At 38.0% G+C, this 18012-nt stretch carries 18 protein-coding genes; 4 read left to right on the top strand and 14 right to left on the bottom strand.

Annotation, left to right across the window (positions count from 1 at the left end):
- Positions 1-185: 185 nt before the first annotated feature.
- The 14 genes from SFA27_RS07335 to SFA27_RS07270 all read right to left on the bottom strand — a co-directional run bounded on the left by SFA27_RS07335 (position 186) and on the right by SFA27_RS07270 (position 13715).
- Positions 186-914, bottom strand: a complete 729-nt coding sequence (locus tag SFA27_RS07335) for a M17 family peptidase N-terminal domain-containing protein (RefSeq protein ID WP_407297326.1) — start codon at positions 912-914, stop codon at positions 186-188.
- Positions 915-1227: 313 nt separating this feature from the next.
- Positions 1228-2595, bottom strand: coding sequence for an alginate export family protein (locus SFA27_RS07330; RefSeq protein WP_407297324.1), 1368 nt, complete (start codon positions 2593-2595; stop codon positions 1228-1230).
- Positions 2592-3023 (bottom strand): DoxX family protein, encoded by a 432-nt coding sequence (locus SFA27_RS07325; RefSeq protein WP_407297322.1) that lies wholly within the window; start codon positions 3021-3023, stop codon positions 2592-2594. The genes SFA27_RS07330 and SFA27_RS07325 overlap by 4 nt, the downstream gene beginning before the upstream one ends.
- A gap of 223 nt (positions 3024-3246) precedes the next feature.
- Positions 3247-5019 carry an amidohydrolase gene (locus tag SFA27_RS07320; protein WP_407297320.1) on the bottom strand — a complete coding sequence of 591 codons (1773 nt, stop codon included), beginning with the start codon at positions 5017-5019 and terminating at the stop codon, positions 3247-3249.
- 59 nt (positions 5020-5078) lie between these two features.
- The gene (locus tag SFA27_RS07315) at positions 5079-5768 is read right to left on the bottom strand and encodes a hydrolase (protein WP_407297318.1); all 690 of its coding nucleotides are present in this window, start codon (positions 5766-5768) and stop codon (positions 5079-5081) included.
- 45 nt (positions 5769-5813) lie between these two features.
- Positions 5814-6689 (bottom strand): pirin family protein, encoded by an 876-nt coding sequence (locus tag SFA27_RS07310; protein WP_264517420.1) that lies wholly within the window; start codon positions 6687-6689, stop codon positions 5814-5816.
- A 109-nt stretch (positions 6690-6798) separates the two neighbouring features.
- The gene (locus tag SFA27_RS07305) at positions 6799-7191 is read right to left on the bottom strand and encodes a Rid family hydrolase (protein ID WP_047378228.1); all 393 of its coding nucleotides are present in this window, start codon (positions 7189-7191) and stop codon (positions 6799-6801) included.
- 505 nt (positions 7192-7696) lie between these two features.
- Complete coding sequence (locus SFA27_RS07300; protein WP_407297315.1) at positions 7697-8281, bottom strand: Crp/Fnr family transcriptional regulator; 585 nt, start codon at positions 8279-8281, stop codon at positions 7697-7699.
- 9 nt (positions 8282-8290) lie between these two features.
- The gene (locus SFA27_RS07295) at positions 8291-8602 is read right to left on the bottom strand and encodes a hypothetical protein (protein WP_047378230.1); all 312 of its coding nucleotides are present in this window, start codon (positions 8600-8602) and stop codon (positions 8291-8293) included.
- A gap of 152 nt (positions 8603-8754) precedes the next feature.
- Positions 8755-10365, bottom strand: coding sequence for a Na+/H+ antiporter (locus SFA27_RS07290; protein ID WP_407297313.1), 1611 nt, complete (start codon positions 10363-10365; stop codon positions 8755-8757).
- 272 nt (positions 10366-10637) lie between these two features.
- Positions 10638-11258, bottom strand: a complete 621-nt coding sequence (locus tag SFA27_RS07285) for an alpha/beta hydrolase (protein ID WP_264517417.1) — start codon at positions 11256-11258, stop codon at positions 10638-10640.
- Between the two features lie 5 nt (positions 11259-11263).
- Positions 11264-12217: a VOC family protein gene (locus SFA27_RS07280; RefSeq protein WP_407297311.1), complete on the bottom strand. Its 954-nt coding sequence runs from the start codon at positions 12215-12217 to the stop codon at positions 11264-11266.
- A 210-nt stretch (positions 12218-12427) separates the two neighbouring features.
- Positions 12428-12724, bottom strand: coding sequence for a GNAT family N-acetyltransferase (locus SFA27_RS07275; RefSeq protein WP_407297310.1), 297 nt, complete (start codon positions 12722-12724; stop codon positions 12428-12430).
- A gap of 58 nt (positions 12725-12782) precedes the next feature.
- Positions 12783-13715, bottom strand: coding sequence for a ring-cleaving dioxygenase (locus SFA27_RS07270; RefSeq protein WP_407297308.1), 933 nt, complete (start codon positions 13713-13715; stop codon positions 12783-12785).
- A 583-nt stretch (positions 13716-14298) separates the two neighbouring features.
- Here SFA27_RS07270 and SFA27_RS07265 point away from each other — a divergent pair.
- From SFA27_RS07265 to metQ, 4 genes are all read left to right on the top strand, one after another.
- Positions 14299-15297 carry an EamA family transporter gene (locus tag SFA27_RS07265; RefSeq protein WP_052184798.1) on the top strand — a complete coding sequence of 333 codons (999 nt, stop codon included), beginning with the start codon at positions 14299-14301 and terminating at the stop codon, positions 15295-15297.
- Between the two features lie 18 nt (positions 15298-15315).
- Positions 15316-16344: a methionine ABC transporter ATP-binding protein gene (locus tag SFA27_RS07260; protein WP_047378235.1), complete on the top strand. Its 1029-nt coding sequence runs from the start codon at positions 15316-15318 to the stop codon at positions 16342-16344.
- Positions 16337-16993, top strand: a complete 657-nt coding sequence (gene metI / locus SFA27_RS07255; protein WP_047378236.1) for a methionine ABC transporter permease MetI — start codon at positions 16337-16339, stop codon at positions 16991-16993. Before SFA27_RS07260 ends, metI begins: the two co-directional genes overlap by 8 nt.
- A 126-nt stretch (positions 16994-17119) precedes the next feature.
- Positions 17120-17929: a methionine ABC transporter substrate-binding lipoprotein MetQ gene (metQ, locus tag SFA27_RS07250; RefSeq protein ID WP_047378237.1), complete on the top strand. Its 810-nt coding sequence runs from the start codon at positions 17120-17122 to the stop codon at positions 17927-17929.
- Positions 17930-18012 lie beyond the last annotated feature (83 nt).

The following is an 18012-nucleotide window of genomic DNA, read 5'->3' as shown; positions in this document are numbered from 1 at the left end:
ACTACATTCCATTCAGAATAACATTTTTGAGGTATCTATATTCAATACTGCTTAGAATTAAAAGATTTAAGCTAAAATTTTATATTTAAATAATTGCTTAGTAGATATATAATCGTGATCCTTCTTATACAAAAAGCCCCCTTAAAAAAGGAGGCCGAATCAACAATGTAATGAAACCAGGTTCATTATTTCTTTTGGGCTTCTGAAATGGCATCGGAAATTCCTCCGCCTGCGGTTTCAAAGAAGGCAGGACCAGCCAGAAGATATACTTTTTCTAATTTTTTTGTGGTGGAAAGTTTGTGCTCTTTCAGGTAATTTTCAGAACGGTTGGCGTGAACGATTCCTCTTACTACATTTCTGGCTACCAAAGCGGTTGGAGAATCTATTCCTGCATCTTTCAGGTCGCTGGCAAAGGCAAAATTGGTAACACCCAATCTCATAGCTTCACGGGCTGCCACTTCGCCTACGGAAGTCATTAAGTCTGGTGTGAACTTGTTACGGTCACCCAAACCTATCAATAATAATTTCTTTGCAGACATAGATCCTGCAGGCGGCGTGATCAAAAGAGTTTCCAAAGAATGTCCCTGAAACTGTCCTGTTTTTCTAAGGTTCGTCAGCTCTCCTTTCAAAGCTTCATCAAGGTGAACTAATCCATTCAATTTAGCGGGTAATGCCTGAGCATTGAAGATGTCTCCTTCTGTATATTCAAAAACACAGGCTACCTGAAGCTGGGCCTCTGCTGAAGAAGGTCCCTGAACTAATCCTACCATAGAGATTCCGTCTACGGTTCCCCATGTTTTAGAGGTTCCTATGGCTGTTGTTTTTGCAGGTGCTGTGGTGGTGGTTTGTGCAAAGCTTAGTGTAGATAATGCTAAAGCTGCGATTACCAGTGAGTGTTTTAGTGTATTTTTCATGAGATTTATTTTTTTGTTGGTTTTTGTTGTTGGTTGCTGGTTATTTTTGTTTCGAGTTACGAGTTTCGGGGATGCGAGATACGGGTTGTAAAGGTTGTTTGTTGGATAACGCAAAGACGCTAAGTTTTTTAAGGTTTAAATTTTTAAGGCGCAAGTCGCTCCGCTCCGGCTATTTCTTTTTCAAAGGTAGTTTCTGTGATGGAAAGGGGCATTGATGTGGGGTAATTTTTTGTTATGGGTACGGGATTCGAGGTGCGGGGTGCGAGGTACGAGATTTTTTTTGTTACGGGATTTATTTATGTTGTTATGTCTATTAAAATTTAAATACAATTCTGGAGTTGATGAAGAGTCCGTCTTTGTGGTTGTCGATTACATCGTTGATAAAGGCTCCGGTATTGAAGTATTGTATTCCGGTATTAAAGGTTAAAAATGTATTGATCTTATAATTAAAACTTCCTAAGAAAGCTGTTCCGATGTATCTCTTTTTTGAGTTTGACGATGGAAGGTTCAATGTTCCGCTGGGTCTGTAAATCCCGTCCTGGGTAGAATATCTCCAGTTGAAAACTACGTCTGCCTGAACGGTTATTTTTTTACCTAAATCAATGGTTGCATAAGGATGAATATCAATTAAATTCACCGGACCGATCTGAGGATTAAATCCAAAATAGCCGCCTTTCGGGTACAAAGGATTGAAAGTTCCCAATGTTCCGTCTCCTTTATTACTGTCTCCTGAAATATAATCGTTTCTAAGGTTGATGGTTGGTTTTCCTTTTACATTTTCAAACATATATCCGATGTCTGCAGAAGCTGTCCATGCGCTGATATTTCCTTTATTAAAGTTACCGAACTGATAGGCTGCTTCAAAATTGTAAATAAAGCCTCCTCCATATTTCCAGAACCTCCCGCCAAAAGTGTGTCTGTTCTCATCTGAAAGCCCATCCTCAAAACGTACATCCTTTCTGTGAATTCCCAAATAATACAGCTCCAGGTTTCCGCTTCTGGGGATAATCCATGTATTGTAACTTCCCCAAAGGTTAACTGATTTTGAAGATGTATTATCGAATGCTCCCGGACTGATTTCACTGGCTGCCATCATAAACGCATCAGATCTGAAATTTCCTCTTTTGTACATAAATTTCAATCCATCAAAATACAGTCTTAAATTCGGACCTTCTCTTACCGAGATCAGTCTTCCGCTTCCATAATCCAGCTCCTGTCTTCCTGCACGCACCGTCAGTTTTTCTTTCTCATTTTTCAGGATATCCACATCAATGAAGAGATTCTGAATATTCAAATGATCCTCGTCAATAGGTCGCGGACCATTCTTTCGTCCGTTTTCCCAGGCACTTCTCACCTGCCCGAAAATTCTTACCCGTGAGCCCAGATGCAGATCTGCATGTACGTTATATCTTTGGATCAGAAAAGGATTGCTTCCGATATCCATTCTTCCCCAATCTTCATTATTAAAATCTACAAATTCCAGTCTTGCTTCTCCTCCTACTGACAGATAATTGTTATTTTTTTCTGCAAGCGGTATATATTTTATGGAGTTATAAAAAGTCTTTGCAGAATCTTGATAAGAAGCATAATCTTCATCAAACCTCATCAGCTTGAACTGAGCAGATAACTGAACCGGAATAAAAATCTGCAGCAAGAGTACAATGGCAATCAGTTTTTTCATGATGATTTCTTTGTTAAATAATGATCAACCGAATATTTCCCAGCCCCCATAAACAGTAGAAAAAGATAACACAAACTGTACATGAAAGGAGTATCTTTCACCAGTAATGCATCATTCCAATGGAGAATAAAATATCCTGTAAGTGTTACAGCCAAAATGGGTAATACTGCTATTCTCGTGAAAAAGCCAAAGATCACAAATACCGGAAATACCAGATTGGCAGCATCAGCAAAAAGGCTGTTAAATGCTTCGGGAAGATGCAGCGGGTTGGGCACCTGCTCTGCTTCTGAAACACCTACTCCTATTTTTTTCAATCCGTGGGCTACGATCAATTCTACCGAAAGTAAGATTCTGAATACTAAAAGTGCAGCATCGGTTAATTTTCTTTCCGGACTGGTATTGGTGATGATATGGATTATTTTTTTCATGATTGGAATGAAGTTTTAAGGTTTATTTTTGTTTTTTTAACCGCAGATTGCACGGATTGACACGGATGATTGTGGTTATTTTATACTGTTGATGGTTTTGCGTGTAAGACCACCCCGTCAAAAATTCTTTGAATTTTTGCCACCCTCCAAGGGAGGGGAATTTTTACTCCTTCAGTTGAAATATTTGTATACAAATGAAATATTAGTCCTTATTGCTTACCAATTATTTTGTCTGATACCCTCCGTAATATTTTACCGGTGACCAATCCGGGATTACTGGAAGCGGTGCTGGAGCTGCTGTTTTGTAGGTTTCGTCTCCGTACACTACTTTTCCGTCTACGATTGTAAGTTTTGAAGTGATGTTTTTGATTTCTTCATCATTGACCGTGAAATAATCTTTATCCAAAATGGTAAGGTCCGCAAAGTATCCTTTCTGTATTTTTCCTTTCTGATAGTCTTTTATGAGTTCATACCCTCCATAAGTAGAAAGAGATAATGCTGTTTTTCTATCCAGTGTATTTTCTTTGCCCATTACCTGGTTTCCTCCTATTGTTTTTCCTGTCGTGATCCAGTATAAAGCAACCCATGGATTGTAGCTTGCTACTCTTGTTCCGTCTGTTCCCAGTCCGACAGGAATTCCCATTTCAAGCATTTTTTTCACCGGTGGGGAAGCTAAAGCTGGTTTTTTACCATATCTGCGGATGAAACTTTCACCCTGATACGCCATTCTGTGCTGTACTGCAATTCCTCCACCCAATGCTTTAATTCTTTTCATATTGTCTTCAGTCACGGTTTCGGCATGATCAATAAACCAGACTAATCCGTTCAAAGGAGTCTCTTTATTGACTTCTTCAATGACATTTAAAAATCTGGTGATGCTTTCATTATACGTTGCATGAATTCTGAAAGGCCATTTATTTTTTACCAGAAGACTTACTACATCTTTCATATTCTTTTCCATAGTAGCTGGAAGTTCCGGTCTTGGGAAAAGGAAGTTTTCAAAATCGGCTCCGTCTGATACCAGGTTTTCCCCTCCTCCGTTGACATGATAGTCTATTTCATTAAAATCATTGTGACCATGGTCATCAATCTCTACCATTCCTGTCCATTTGGTGTAATCTGCAAGTTCGGAACCTTTCTTTTGAGCAAATAAATAGTAAGGAAGACGAACAGTAATTTTTCCCTGTTTATTCAGTTGATCTGTTGTTCCGTAGTCGTCCGGAAAATTCTGGAATCCACCTCCTGCATCCATTACAGCGGTTACTCCTAATCTGTTCAGTTCGGTCATATACTGGAGGGTAGAATTTACTTTTTCTTCTTCTTTCAACTCCGGTAGTTTCGCCAATGTTGAATAAAGGATAAATGCATTAGGTTCTGCCACCAATAATCCCGTAGGATCTCCATTATTATCTTTTTCGATCAGTCCCTGTGCGGGATTGGGAATATCTCCGTTGATGTTCAGTTCTGTTAATCCGGCTTTATTTAACCAGGCTTTTCCATAGAGATACATGATGAAAGTGGGAACATTTCCTGTGGCTTCATTAATTTCAGCCAATGTGGGAAGTCGTTTTTCTTCAAACTGATATTCATTCCAGCCTCCGATTACTCTTACCCATTGTCCTTTAGGTGTTCGCTGAGCCTGTTCTTTCAACATTTCCAATGCTCTTTTCAAAGATTTCACACCATCCCAACGAAGTTCTGTATTATAAAACCGTCCTCCTCTAATCACATGCAAGTGGCTGTCAAACAATCCCGGAATCACTCTGTTTCCTTTGGCATCAATGACTTTTGTATTGCCGTTTTTTAATTTTAAAATTTGAGCATTGGTTCCTGCCTGTAAGATTTTGTGATCTTTTATAGCAACAGCCTGTACTTCGGGATTTTTATCATCCATTGTCGTGATCTTCCCGTTGGTGATAATCATATCTGCTTTCTGAGCATGGAGAATTCCTGTAGCAAAAACCGTGGTAAGTGTAAGTATATTCAGTAGTTTCATTATTTCAATATTTAAGTTTGAAGGTTTCGGCAGGCTTTCAGCCTGCCGAAACAGCCTCATTAGTGTTTTAACATTTCCTGAGCGTACTGAATTCCAATCCCGTAAGCCCCACCATGTTTTTTCATCAGGTCATTAACCGGTTTGTACGTTTCTTTTCTTGCCCAGTCTCTCTGCAGTTCCAATACATACTGAACAGAAGTAATAGGATGTGCCCCAGCCTGAACCATACGGGCGATTGACTGATCGTGAGCTTCTTTAGAAATATCCCCTGAAGCATCAGTTACCACGTATACATCATACCCTTCGTCAATTGCTGATAATACAGGTCCTACGATACATACACTTGTCCATAATCCGGCAAAAACCAGTTTCTTTTTATTTTTCCCAGTAATGGCTTTGTGAGCGTTAACATCTTCCCAAGTATTCATAGTAGTTCTGTCCACATATCCGCTTGTTGCTTCAGGATATACTTCTGAAATTTCCGGGAAAACAGGTCCGCTGAATGATTTTTCAGCTACCGTTGTTATCACTGTAGGAACATTAAATATTTTTGATCCTCCTGCTACAAGTGCTACATTATTTCTTAATTCTTCCATGCTGATGCTTTTTGTAGCGAAAGCCATTTGACCTTCGTGGTCTACAAGCACCACTGCATGATTCGTAGGATTTAATAATGATTTCCCAGGGTTTTGAGCTGTTGCTGTTAATGATAATAAACCAGCTGCAAATGATAGGATTAATTTTTTCATGATAATTTAAAATTTAAGTGTTGTTATTTCTGTTGAATTTTTTATTTATAGTGTCATAGGTACTTCCATTAAAAGGATTTCTGTACCTTCTTTAATAGCTTTGATATTAATCTCCTGAATATCCCAGACTCCGAATCCATCACGTTCTTCAATCGTCTCACCACCTATTTCTGCGCTTCCTTTAAGGATAAAAACATAGACTCCGTTTCCTTTTTTTCGGATCTGATAATGGGTTTCTTTATTCTCATCAAAAGTTCCCAGGTGAAACCACGCGTCCTGATGGATCCATACACCTTCATCATCAGCATTGGGAGAAAGAATCTGTTGAAACTGATTGTGGCCTTTTGTTTTGTCTAAAGTAATCTGGTCATATCTTGGTGTAACATTTCTCTTTTTAGGATAAATCCAGATTTGAAGGAATTTTACCAGCTTATCACTGTTTTTGTTGAATTCGCTGTGCATGATTCCGGTTCCTGCACTCATCACCTGGATATCTCCGCTTCTGATCACTGCTGTATTTCCCATGCTGTCTTTGTGTTCAAGATCACCTTCCAAAGGAATACTGATGATTTCCATATTGTCATGAGGGTGCGTTCCGAAGCCTCTTCCCGCCTCCACTCTATCGTCATTCAGGACTCTCAATACTCCGAAGTGCATTCTTTCAGGATTATAATAATTGGCAAAACTGAAAGTGTGCTGGCTCAACAGCCATCCGTGATCTGCTTTCCCTCTTGAATCTGCTCTGTGGATGACAGAGTTTTCTTTTATTTTTGATTCTGTATTGGGAAGATGATTGTATCCGATGGGTTCTAATGGCTCAATCTCGTCAATGTCATTTTTCATTGCACTGGCCAAAGAAGCAGATGCTACAAACATTCCTGTTCCCAATAATCCTTTCTTTAAAAAATCTTTTCTGTCCATATCAGATTGTTATTTGTTGTTGTTTGATAGTACAAATTTAGAGAGACCGGAAACCCTGCACATTTAACTAGTTTAATAAATGATGATTTTGGAAAATTCATTGATAAATTTATATCGTTGCAATAATTTTAATTTCCACAAGCTGCTCTGGCAATGCAAGTCCGCTTACTCCAACCATTGTACTAGCTACAGTTTTAGGATCATCATAAAATTCTGTTTTGAAATTTTTTCTTGCCTCAAATGCAGCTGCCATATCCATTGCATAAATCACTTCTTCTACTACATTTTCCATTGTCATCTCATATCTCGATAGCAATTCTTTGATATTCGCGTAGGTTTGTTTCATCTGCGCTTCCATTCCTTCTGCCAGTTCACCATCTTTGTTGTGACCTAATTGACCGGAAATCCAGACGGTATTTCCTTTTTTTACCGCTTGTGCGTATCCGTAAATATTTTCCCAAGGCATCCCAAAGCCTTCTGCTGTTTTGTTTTCCTGTGACATTTTTTTATTTTTTTAAATTAATAAGACAAAGGTAGAGCAGATAGAAATCTTAAAAATTTAACTAGTTTAATAAAGCACTTTTTGCAAAAAAAAATGCCGGATACAAAAGTATCCGGCAGTATAAATATATTGGATTGTTGTTTTTGGGGAAACGCAAGAGTGTTTATTTACTCTTAGGAACTATTTAATTTGAAAGAATAATTTAAAGAATAGCTTTATTTAGATTCCTACGGAATGACACAATTGCAATAATGGCTTACCCATACAGTTTGCCATTCCGTAGGAATCCAGCCAGTATTATTCAAATAAGAAAAGTATCAACAAAAATTCCAATTCTGATCCAAAATCTCAACTGAAGACGTAATGATTCCCCTCCATTGGAAGGGTGGCGAGAATTCAATGAATTTTTGACGGTTGGTCTTATATGTAAAATTATCATGAGCAAAAACTCTCATAATCATCCGTATCTGTATGCACGACCCGCAGATAAAAAATTCTCAAAGATTTATTTCTCCTTTGAAGCAAGTCGCTTTCTGATAGTACTTACAAATTCTTTTGAAACACCAAGATATGATGCTATATAATACTGCGCCACACGTTGCGGAATTGTTGGATAAACTCTTATAAATTCCAGATAACGGTCCGTTGCAGGCTGAGAAATAGTATTAACCAGGCGGTTTTGAAGTGTCACCACATACCTCTGCATCATCATTCGGAAAGCTCTTTCAAACTTAGGAACTTTCTGCAATAGCACCTCCTTCGTTTCCGGGGTCAGCATATAAATTTCTGTATCTTCCAAAGTTTCAATAAAAATCTTAGAGGGTGTTTTGTTATTGAACGAATCAATATCAGTTATCCACCAATCTTCAACGGCAAACAGAAGTGTCACTTCAAAGCCATTTTCATCAAGATAATAAGTCCGTACACAACCCTTCTTTATAAAACCCTCGAATTGACAAATCTCTCCTTCGCGCAAAAGATGTGTTTTCTTTGGAAAACTCTGAAGCTTTAACAAGTCCTCATAGATTTTTTCCTCTTCAGGAGCTAAGGTGACAAATCGAGAGATATTTTTGATGATATTTTGAAACATAAATTTATTTTACCCCTGCAAATTAGGAAAAAGACTGTAAACTTCATTCTTTAAAAGTCCGCTTCCTCCTCCATAATGGTCGATTACTTTAACATCTTTATCCAGCCCGGCGCAAAATATTTTTATATCTTTCTCAAAATCATCTTCTAAACCGGAGCTTAAAAGGACTATGTCTACTATATTATTTTTTATATATTCATAGCAGAAATTTTCATCACTTTGTATTTCTGCTGTCCAGCCTTCATTATTTTCTATAATTCTTTTCAAAGTAGCCAGAATTTCCTGGTTCTTTCCAATGACTAAAAAATGTAATATTTTCATTTTGTTCAAGGTTTAATGTTTAAAATTCAAGGTTCAAGGTTTAATGTTCAATGTTTATATTGTTGGAGTAAAGGATAAAAGCCAGATGAAATAACTATGATACTCTCAAACCCTCCGACCCTCAAACTCGTATCCCGAACTTCGCATCCCTCCTACAAGTGCTTATTCCCTGTAATTTTCAGTTCATTCAGATCCAGTTGTGATTCGGCTTTTCTTATCTCGTCTTCGCTGAAGCGTTTTTCACGTTTCATTTGAAACAGTTCTTTTCTTTGCAGGGCAAATATATCCAGCATCACGTTATGATATTCTACCATATCATTTCGTCTGTTGGTACACATTTCCAAAGAGCTTAAATGGTTCTGGTGAAGTTTGATATCAGTTTCCAAAGCTTTTTTAAAATTTTCAAGCAGGCTATTGCTGTTCACCAATTCATTATACTCTTTATCAAGTTTTTGAACTGCAAGTTTATCCAGTCTCATTTGAATTCCCGCCTGCTGTTCATGAGAAGGAAGAATAGGATCGATTTCTTCGATTTTTGTCAATCTGATCACCAAAGGCAGTGTCAATCCCTGAAATACCAATGTAACAAAAATAACGACAAATGTGATAAAAATGATCAGGTTTCTCATCGGAAATTCGGACTGGGTATTCATCATTACTGGAATAGACAGGGCTGTAGCCAAAGAAACAACTCCTCTCATTCCTGCCCATCCTATAATTAATGGATTTTTCCATCCCGGACTTGGATCGCGGCGGGCTTTTTCACTCAGCCACCTTGGAATATGAGCCACAGGATAAATCCATAACAGACGTACTACAATTACGATCAAACTTATAATTAAACCATATTTGATTCCTTCCATTAATGAAATTTCACCCAATCCATGGATGATATCCGGAAGTTCCAGACCTATTAATACAAAGACTAAAGCGTTCATCACAAAAATCAGAGTATTCCAAACTCCTGTCATATTGATTCTTGTAGTTCCTGTTTTAAAAATTTCATGAGAACGGAAAGACATAAACAACCCTCCACTCACCACAGCCATTACTCCCGAAAAATGAAAATGTTCTGCAGAAAGAAACAGAATATAAGGCGTAATCACTGTAATGGCAGCATCAATGGCAGGTGTGGTGGGTAAAAAACGGTGAATGGCATAGAAAACATGAGCCCCTGCAATTCCTATGACCACACCCATTCCTGCTACCAGAAAAAACTGCCCCGTTGCTTCATGCATTGAGAAAGCTCCTGTCATTACGGCTGCCAGCGCAAATCTGAAAACAATCAGTGAAGAGGCATCATTAATCAAACTTTCTCCTTCCAGAATGGCAATAGTACGTTTGGGGACTTTTAATCCTTTTAAGACTGTGGTGGCAGCAATAGCATCCGGTGGTGAAACAATTCCTCCCAATAAAAACCCTAATGCCAGTGTAAATCCCGGAATCAGCATTTGTGAAGTATAAGCCACTACCAGAGATGTCAAAAACACCAAGCCAAAAGCCAAGAGACTGATGGGACGTTTCCATTTCCAGAAATCATTCCATGAGGTGTACCAGGCCGCTTCGTACAAAAGAGGGGGTAAGAAAATCAGAAATATAATTTCCGGATCCAGTTTTAGAACAGGTACTCCCGGAATAAAGCTGATGCCCAATCCGGCGAGAACCAGAAAGATAGGATAGGCAATTTTGATCCGCTGTGCCAGCATTACCAGCAGCATGACGAGTAATAAAAGTCCCAGGATTAAAAGGAGTTGTTCGTGCATGTTTTTAGAAGTTAGAAATTAGAGGTTAGAAGTCAGATTTCAAATTCGGGGTTATGTAAGTTTTGGCTAAAGCCAATGATTTTTTGTTTTTTGTTTGGCAGGCTAGAATCCACCTCTATTGAATGCTAATTTATGCATTTGGTTAGATTCCTTCGGAATGACAATGTGAACGGATAGATAATGCGCATACTTTGTCATTCCGAAGGAATCTCCACTTTACTTAAACACCTGAAGTATAGCAAAAGTTGCACACTTCAATCTTAAAAAAACACTTACTTAAATAGTATTGAGTTGGCCAATTCAATTTCTTCCTCATTAATAGAGTGTCCAAAATTGGCATATACTTTTTCTGTTACATCAGCATTCATTTCTCTTAAAATATTGGCTGTAGCATATACTCTTTCTATAGGAACATGAAAATCAGGGTTGCTGGTTCCCAGAAAAACCGGAGTTCCGGCAAAATCACCTTTATAATTTTCACGATTGATCTTATCTCCTATCACACCGCCAATAATGGCCGCCGCTCCACCAAACTTCTGAGCATTACGGGCCAAAAACTCCAGAGTAAGACAAGCACCTTGAGAAAATCCGAAAAAGTATATATTTTCAGGTTTAATTCCAGCTTTTACAGCGGCTTTTACTGTTTCTTCTACCATTTCAAGGGCAGATGATAACCAAGGTTCGTTTTGTTCTACCGGAGCTATAAATGAAAAAGGATACCAGGTGTGGTTTAAAGCCTGTGGGGCTAATAATGCATAATCTTTTACATTCAGGTGCTGGGATAAACTCAGAATATCCTGAGCGCTTCCTCCGCGTCCGTGAATCATAATCAAAGCTTTTTCTGCCTGATGTAATGGAATTCCTGCTGTTTTTATATTTAAAATATGACTCATTATTTTTATCTGAATTTTTCTGTTGGATAATTAATTGCTGGAAGAACTTCTTTCAAACGTTCTCTTCTTTTTTCAAACTGTTGCGGCAATTGCAGATCTTCTCCTAAAAATGCGGCTTCTTCATCCACATCGAACCCGGGACCGGAAGTTGCAATTTCAAACAAAACTCCACCCGGCTCTTTAAAATAGACTGAAGTAAAATATTTTCTATCCTTCACTTCAGTATGTTCCAATCCATATACATTTAACCGCTTTACCATTTCAAGCTGAGATTCTGCATCCGGAGTTGCAAAGGCCACATGGTGCACGGTACCTCTTCCTGCCAATCCTTTCAGTGCATTGGGAGTAGATAAAAGATCTACATATTTCCCGGGCATATTGTCTGTTCCCAATCTCAGTCGGTCAGGCGTTTCCTTAATCACCTTATGATCCATCTGGGTTGTAAGAAGAGCTGCCGTTCTTTCATAAGCATCCTGCCAGATTTCTACATGATGGATTCCTTTTATGGCATAATCTTTAGGAATATAACCATTGTAGTATCCTTTTCTTTCATCTTGATCATTAAAAACCAATTCCAATCCCAGCCCATCAAAATCTTCAAGATAAATAAAAACTTCATCAGAGAACCTTTGCTGTGGCTGCTTAAAAGGGATATTGAACTGTTCCAGACGGTTCATCCAATAATCCAGGCCCTCTATAGAAACTGAAAATGCCGTTGTATTGAGCATTCCTTTACCATGTCTGCCATTGATAAGATCTTTACCATACGGAAAAGTAGTCATGATCGTTCCCGGTGTACCATATTCGTCTCCGAAATAAAAATGATAAACATCTGAGTAATCAAAATTAACCGTTTTTTTGACCAATCGAAGTCCTAAAACTCCGGTATAAAAGTCTATATTTTCCTGTGCATTGCCGGTAATTGCCGTAACGTGATGCAGTCCTGTGATAAGTTTCATTGTGATAAAATTGTTAATTGGTTATTGTGATAGGAGGCGAGATTTCGGAGGTTAGGGGTTAGGGATTTGAGTTGATACGTTCAAGAGTAGCTTTATTCATCTTTTGTCTTTCACCTCTGTTTTTAGCTCGGGACTCTCAAACCATCTTACCCTCCGACTCTCAAACTCGAATCTCGAAAACCCGCATCCCGAAACCCGACCCTCAACTATCTATAGCACCTCCTTAAACCAAACATCATTATATTCTTCCGGGTGACGTTTAAACTGTGCGTGAACATACGGACACAGCGGCAGAATTTTTAAATCGTTTTCTCTTGCATAGGAAACCAGTCTTTCCAATAATATTTTAGCAAAGCCTTTTCCTTCATATTCCGGATTCACTTCGGTGTGGTAAACGGTCAATTTTTTTCCTATGACTGAAATATCCATTTTACCGGCCTTGTGATCGTCTGAGAAAAGCTGAATTTCACCTTTCCTTCCTTCTAAAACTATTTCTGTTCTTTCCATTTTTTTGTTTTTAAATCTTTATTCAAAATTAGCATCTTTATGAGAGCTGGCCGATGATCTATGATAAGTTCGGAAGCACTCCTTCTATTTTCTCACGCATTCCTTCATACTGTGCAGGAAGCTTCAGATTTGTTCCCAACTCATTCAAAGGTTCATCTACAGTAAATCCCGGATTGTCAGTTGCAATTTCAAACAAAACTCCACCCGGTTCACGGAAATACAATGAATAAAAATAGTCTCTGTTGATCTTCGGAGTGATGCTCAGTCCTGCGGATAATGCTTTCTCACGATATTCCATCAGAATCTCATCATTTTTTACTCTGAATGCAATATGATGATTGGTTCCGGCAGCATTTCTTCCGGCAGGAATTGTATCATTTTCAATAATATCTATAAGGTTAGCCGTGTCAATTGCATCAGTAGCGAATCTGTATCTTTCTCCTTCCTGTTTTTGCAGATTGTATCCTAAAACATCAGTCAGAACTTTGATTGTAGGGTCTGCTTTTTTTAAGGTTAAAGTGACATTGTGGAATCCTTTCAATGCATTTTCATCTTTAATATCATCAGTTGTCCATACTTTTCTGTTATCATCACCTGATGGTTCTATAAACTGCAACTGAAGACCGTCAGGATCTTTGAAAGAGATCATTTTTTCTCCAAATACTTCTCCTTCTTCCACGCTTACATTAAAGCTTTGCAAACGGTTTTTCCAGAATTCAAGGCTTCCTTTCGGTACTGAATATCCGATATGGGTAGCCATTCCGCTTCCATTGTTACCTTTACCAATTCCTTCCCATGGAAAGAAAGTAAGGATGGTTCCCGGCGTTCCGTTTTCATTCCCAAAATAGAAATGATACGTTCCCGGATCGTCAAAATTTACCGTTTTTTTAACCAGTCTTACTCCTAAAACCTGTGTATAAAAATCTAAATTTCTTTTGGCATTGTCTGCAATGGCAGTAATATGATGCAGACCTAATATTCTATTGTCCATGTCTTTTAATTTTGATGCTAAATTACAGTGAACAGAAATGCTACACATTTAACTAGTTTAATAAATGTAACTCCTTCATTTTAGCCAACATTATTTAGCATACCTTTTAAATATTAAATAAGAACACAAAACCACCTTTACATAATTCCTAAAAATATCAGCATATTTTATCTTTTCCACAACACCAATTAAGATGTAATTTCAGTATCATTTGAATTTAAAAGCATAAACTGCTATAATTTTTTAAAAATCTATTAAAAAACAAAAATACAAAACACACTGATTTTAAACACATTAAACCATTAACAATAAATTAATATTCAAAATGTCTACTTTTTTAGTGGACTAATAAAAATTATATGATATATTTGCAACCGTATTCAGGAAATAAAACAAAATGAAGGCAGAATTCAAAAATAATTCAATTAAGAAACATACCATCAAAAATATGATGAAGGATATCTGTATGTCTATACATCAAGAATACTGTGGTTGACCTTACTTTTATATAGATATATTTTCAGAGGCTTTACCACGTGGTAGAGCCTTTTTCATTGAACACAACAACATTAAAAAAATAAAAATGAGTAATTCTAAAAACAAATGGTTGATTCCATTGGCTTTTACAAACATCTATGTGATATGGGGAATTACGTTTTTAGCTATTTCATTTGGCTTAAAAGGTTTTCCGCCGTTCATTCTTTCAGGGTTAAGATTTCTGGTTGCCGGTATTCTGATGATAGGATATCTTCTTTCTAAGGGAGAAAAAGCAAATTCTCTGATCAACTGGAAGAAAAATGCAATTACCGGTATTCTTATTCTTACCGGAGGAACAGGACTTGTAGCCTGGGGAGAGCAATATGTAACAGCTTCTGAAGCGGCAATATCTATTGCAACCGGCCCGTTCTGGTTTATTGCAATCGACAGAAAAAACTGGAAATATTATTTCTCAGATAAATTTATTCCGATAGGATTGGCCATTGGATTTGCAGGATTAATTATGTTTTTAAAAGGCAGTGTAAATTCAAATGCAGCTCATGCAATTGCTAATGAAAATCTACGTATTACTGCATTTGTAGTTTTGGGTCTAAGTTCCATCGCATGGGTACTGGGTTCTTTATATTCAAAGAAAAATCCGGCTTCTCAATCTACCTTTATGAATATTGCTCAACAGCTTATAGTAGCGGGATTAGCTTCTTTTTTAATCTCTTTTATAAGAAAAGAATGGACTGGTTTTTCAGTTTCTGCAGTCCCGTTATCGGCATGGTTTGGAGTCCTATTTTTGATCTTCTTTGGATCGATAGTCGCTTATTTGTCGTACATTTGGCTTCTGTCCGTTAAACCCGCTGCCTTGGTAAGCACACACACCTATATCAATCCTATTGTAACAGTGATTGCAGGTTGGATTGTTGCCAGCCAAAGCATCAATGGAGGTCAGCTGTATGGTTTATTTATCATATTGCTGGGAGTACTTCTAACGAATGTCACCAAGTATTTCAGACTTTCAAAACGGTCAAAAGTAAAAATCAGAAGAGTAAGAAGATTTTTTAACAGAGCAGGCAAGCCATATCAGCCTATTTAAACAGAATACAAAATCAGAATGATAGAGATCAGAAACATATCGAAAACATTTCACCAGAAAAAACAGTCCTTTAAGGCATTGGATAAGGTGAGTTTAAATATAGAGAAGGGAGATATTGTTGGAATTATCGGTTTTTCGGGTGCTGGAAAAAGTACCCTGATCCGTACAGTAAATTTACTGGAAAGACCAGATGAAGGGCAGATTATTATTAATGGAAAAGATTTTACGCAGCTTAATGCTAAACAATTGGCTGAGGAACGCAAAAAAATAGGAATGATCTTCCAGCATTTCAATCTTCTTTCTTCCAGAACTGTTTTTGATAATGTAGCTCTTCCTTTAGAACTGGATCATAGCAGTAAGGATGAGATCAACAAAAAAGTCAACGAATTATTGAAGATTGTGGGACTTGAAGATAAAGCCAATGATTATCCCAGAAGTCTTTCCGGTGGACAGAAACAAAGAGTTGCCATTGCCAGAGCTTTAGCCAATGATCCCCACCTTCTGCTTTGTGATGAAGCAACCAGCGCACTGGATCCGGCTACAACACAATCTATCTTGCAGCTTTTAAGAGATATCAATCAGAGACTGGGAATTACCATCCTTTTAATTACCCATGAAATGGAAGTTATCAAAGCGGTCTGCAACCACGTTGCAGTGATAGACCAAGGAAAATTATTAACAAAAGGAACTGTAAGCGAGATTATTTCGGATAAAGAGAACCCGATCATCCGCCAGTTTATAAATTCAGATATCATGACCCTGCCACAGGAATTCATTAGCAGACTGCAGAAAGAACCCAAAGACGGTTTATTTCCGCTGGTCGAAATAGAACTTAACGAAAACATCAGTGTGGAACAAATTCTTTCAACACTATATAACCAATATAAAATCCCTTATAAACTTTTAAAGGCAGACGTAGAGTATTTTGGAGATTCCAATTTCGGAAAACTTCTGCTTCAGCTTCAGGGTGAAGCAGAAGAAAACCAACAGGTGATTTATTATTTCAACCAAAACAAAATTCAAAATACAGTAAAAGGATATGCTTAGTGATACGGTAATTGCCCTTTTGGCAAAAGGAACCTGGGAAACGGTTTATATGACATTTTTATCCGGATTTTTTGGATTTGTACTTGGTCTTCCGGTAGGAATCATGTTGTTTTTAACCAGAAAAGGACAACTGCTGGAAAATGCAGTCTACCATAGAGGATTGTCTATTCTGGTTAATATTTTCCGTGCCATCCCTTTTATTATTCTGATCGTATGGATGATTCCTTTTACCAGAATTCTGGCAGGAACTTCTATTGGAGTAAATGCCGCTTTGGTTCCGCTAAGTGTGGGTGCAGCTCCATTTATTGCAAGACTTGTGGAGAACAGCCTTATTGAGGTTCCTCACGGACTTATAGAAACGGCAAGAGCGCTGGGAGCCTCTCCATTGCAGATCATCAGAAAAGTATTGCTGCCTGAGGCACTTCCTTCATTAATTAACAACGCTACTATCACTTTGATTACGCTTGTAGGATACTCTGCGATGGGTGGGGCTGTAGGTGCAGGTGGACTTGGACAGGTGGGTTACCAATACGGATATATCGGATATGATATTGTCATTATGAATACAGTATTGATACTTCTTGTTCTGCTGGTGTTTATCATACAATTCGCGGGAGACCGATTGTCAAAAAGATTTGATCACAGGTAGTTGGGTTGGAGAGAGAATGAGTTGGAGGGTTTGAGATACGAGGTACAGATTTCGAGATACAGAGTACAATTGAACAGGCTTTTCGCCTTTTGCTCTTTTGCTTCAATATTTTAAATAAAAAATAGAATGAAAAAAATAAAGATTTTTGGTTTATTAGCTGCTGGAATATTACTGTTCAGTGCTTGTTCGGGAAGAAAAGATGACCCGAACTTTATCCGTGTCGGGATTACTTATGGCCCGGAACAGGAAATTGCTGAGGTTGCCAAAAAAGTAGCTAAGGATAAATACAATCTGGAAGTGGAGCTTATCCCTTTTAATGATTATGTAGTTCCCAATGAAGCTCTGACTAACGGAGATATTGATGCCAATGCCTTTCAGCATCTTCCTTATTTAACAGAACAGTCCAAGCAGAGAGGTTACAACCTCGTACCTGTAGGAAATACATTTGTCTATCCTATTATTGCCTATTCAAAAAAGATTAAAAATATCAGTCAGCTGCAGGAAGGTAACACTGTTGTTATTCCCAATGACCCAACCAATGGAGGACGTTCTCTGCTTCTTCTGCAGAAAAGCGGTCTGCTGAAATTAAAAGCAGGTGTAGGACTTCTACCAAAAGTAACAGATATTACTGAAAATCCCAAACAGCTTAAAATCATGGAGATTGAAGGAGCACAGATCCCAAGGGTTTTAGATGACAGAGACGTTGTTGTAGGAATTATCAATAACAATTTTGCAGCCCAGGCAGGATTAGACTCGGAAAAACAGGGTATCCTAATTGAAGATAAAGACTCTCCATATGTGAATCTGGTGGTGGCCAGACAGGATAATAAAAACAGCCAGAAAGTAAAAAACTTTGTAAAAGCTTACCAGTCTCCGGAAGTGGAAAAGAAAGCCAAAGAAATTTTCAAAGGCGGAGCTGTGAAAGGATGGGATTAATGAGTTTGAGGGTTTGAGAGGGCACGAGTTTGAAATGCGAGGTTCGAGATCCGGGTTTTGGGATTCGGGATTCGCGGTTTTGT

Source organism: Chryseobacterium sp. HR92 (genome assembly GCF_045689405.1).
Classification (GTDB): domain Bacteria; phylum Bacteroidota; class Bacteroidia; order Flavobacteriales; family Weeksellaceae; genus Chryseobacterium; species Chryseobacterium viscerum_A.
Note: the sequence above shows the minus strand (reverse complement) of the source record. Positions and strands in the feature narration are given on the sequence as shown.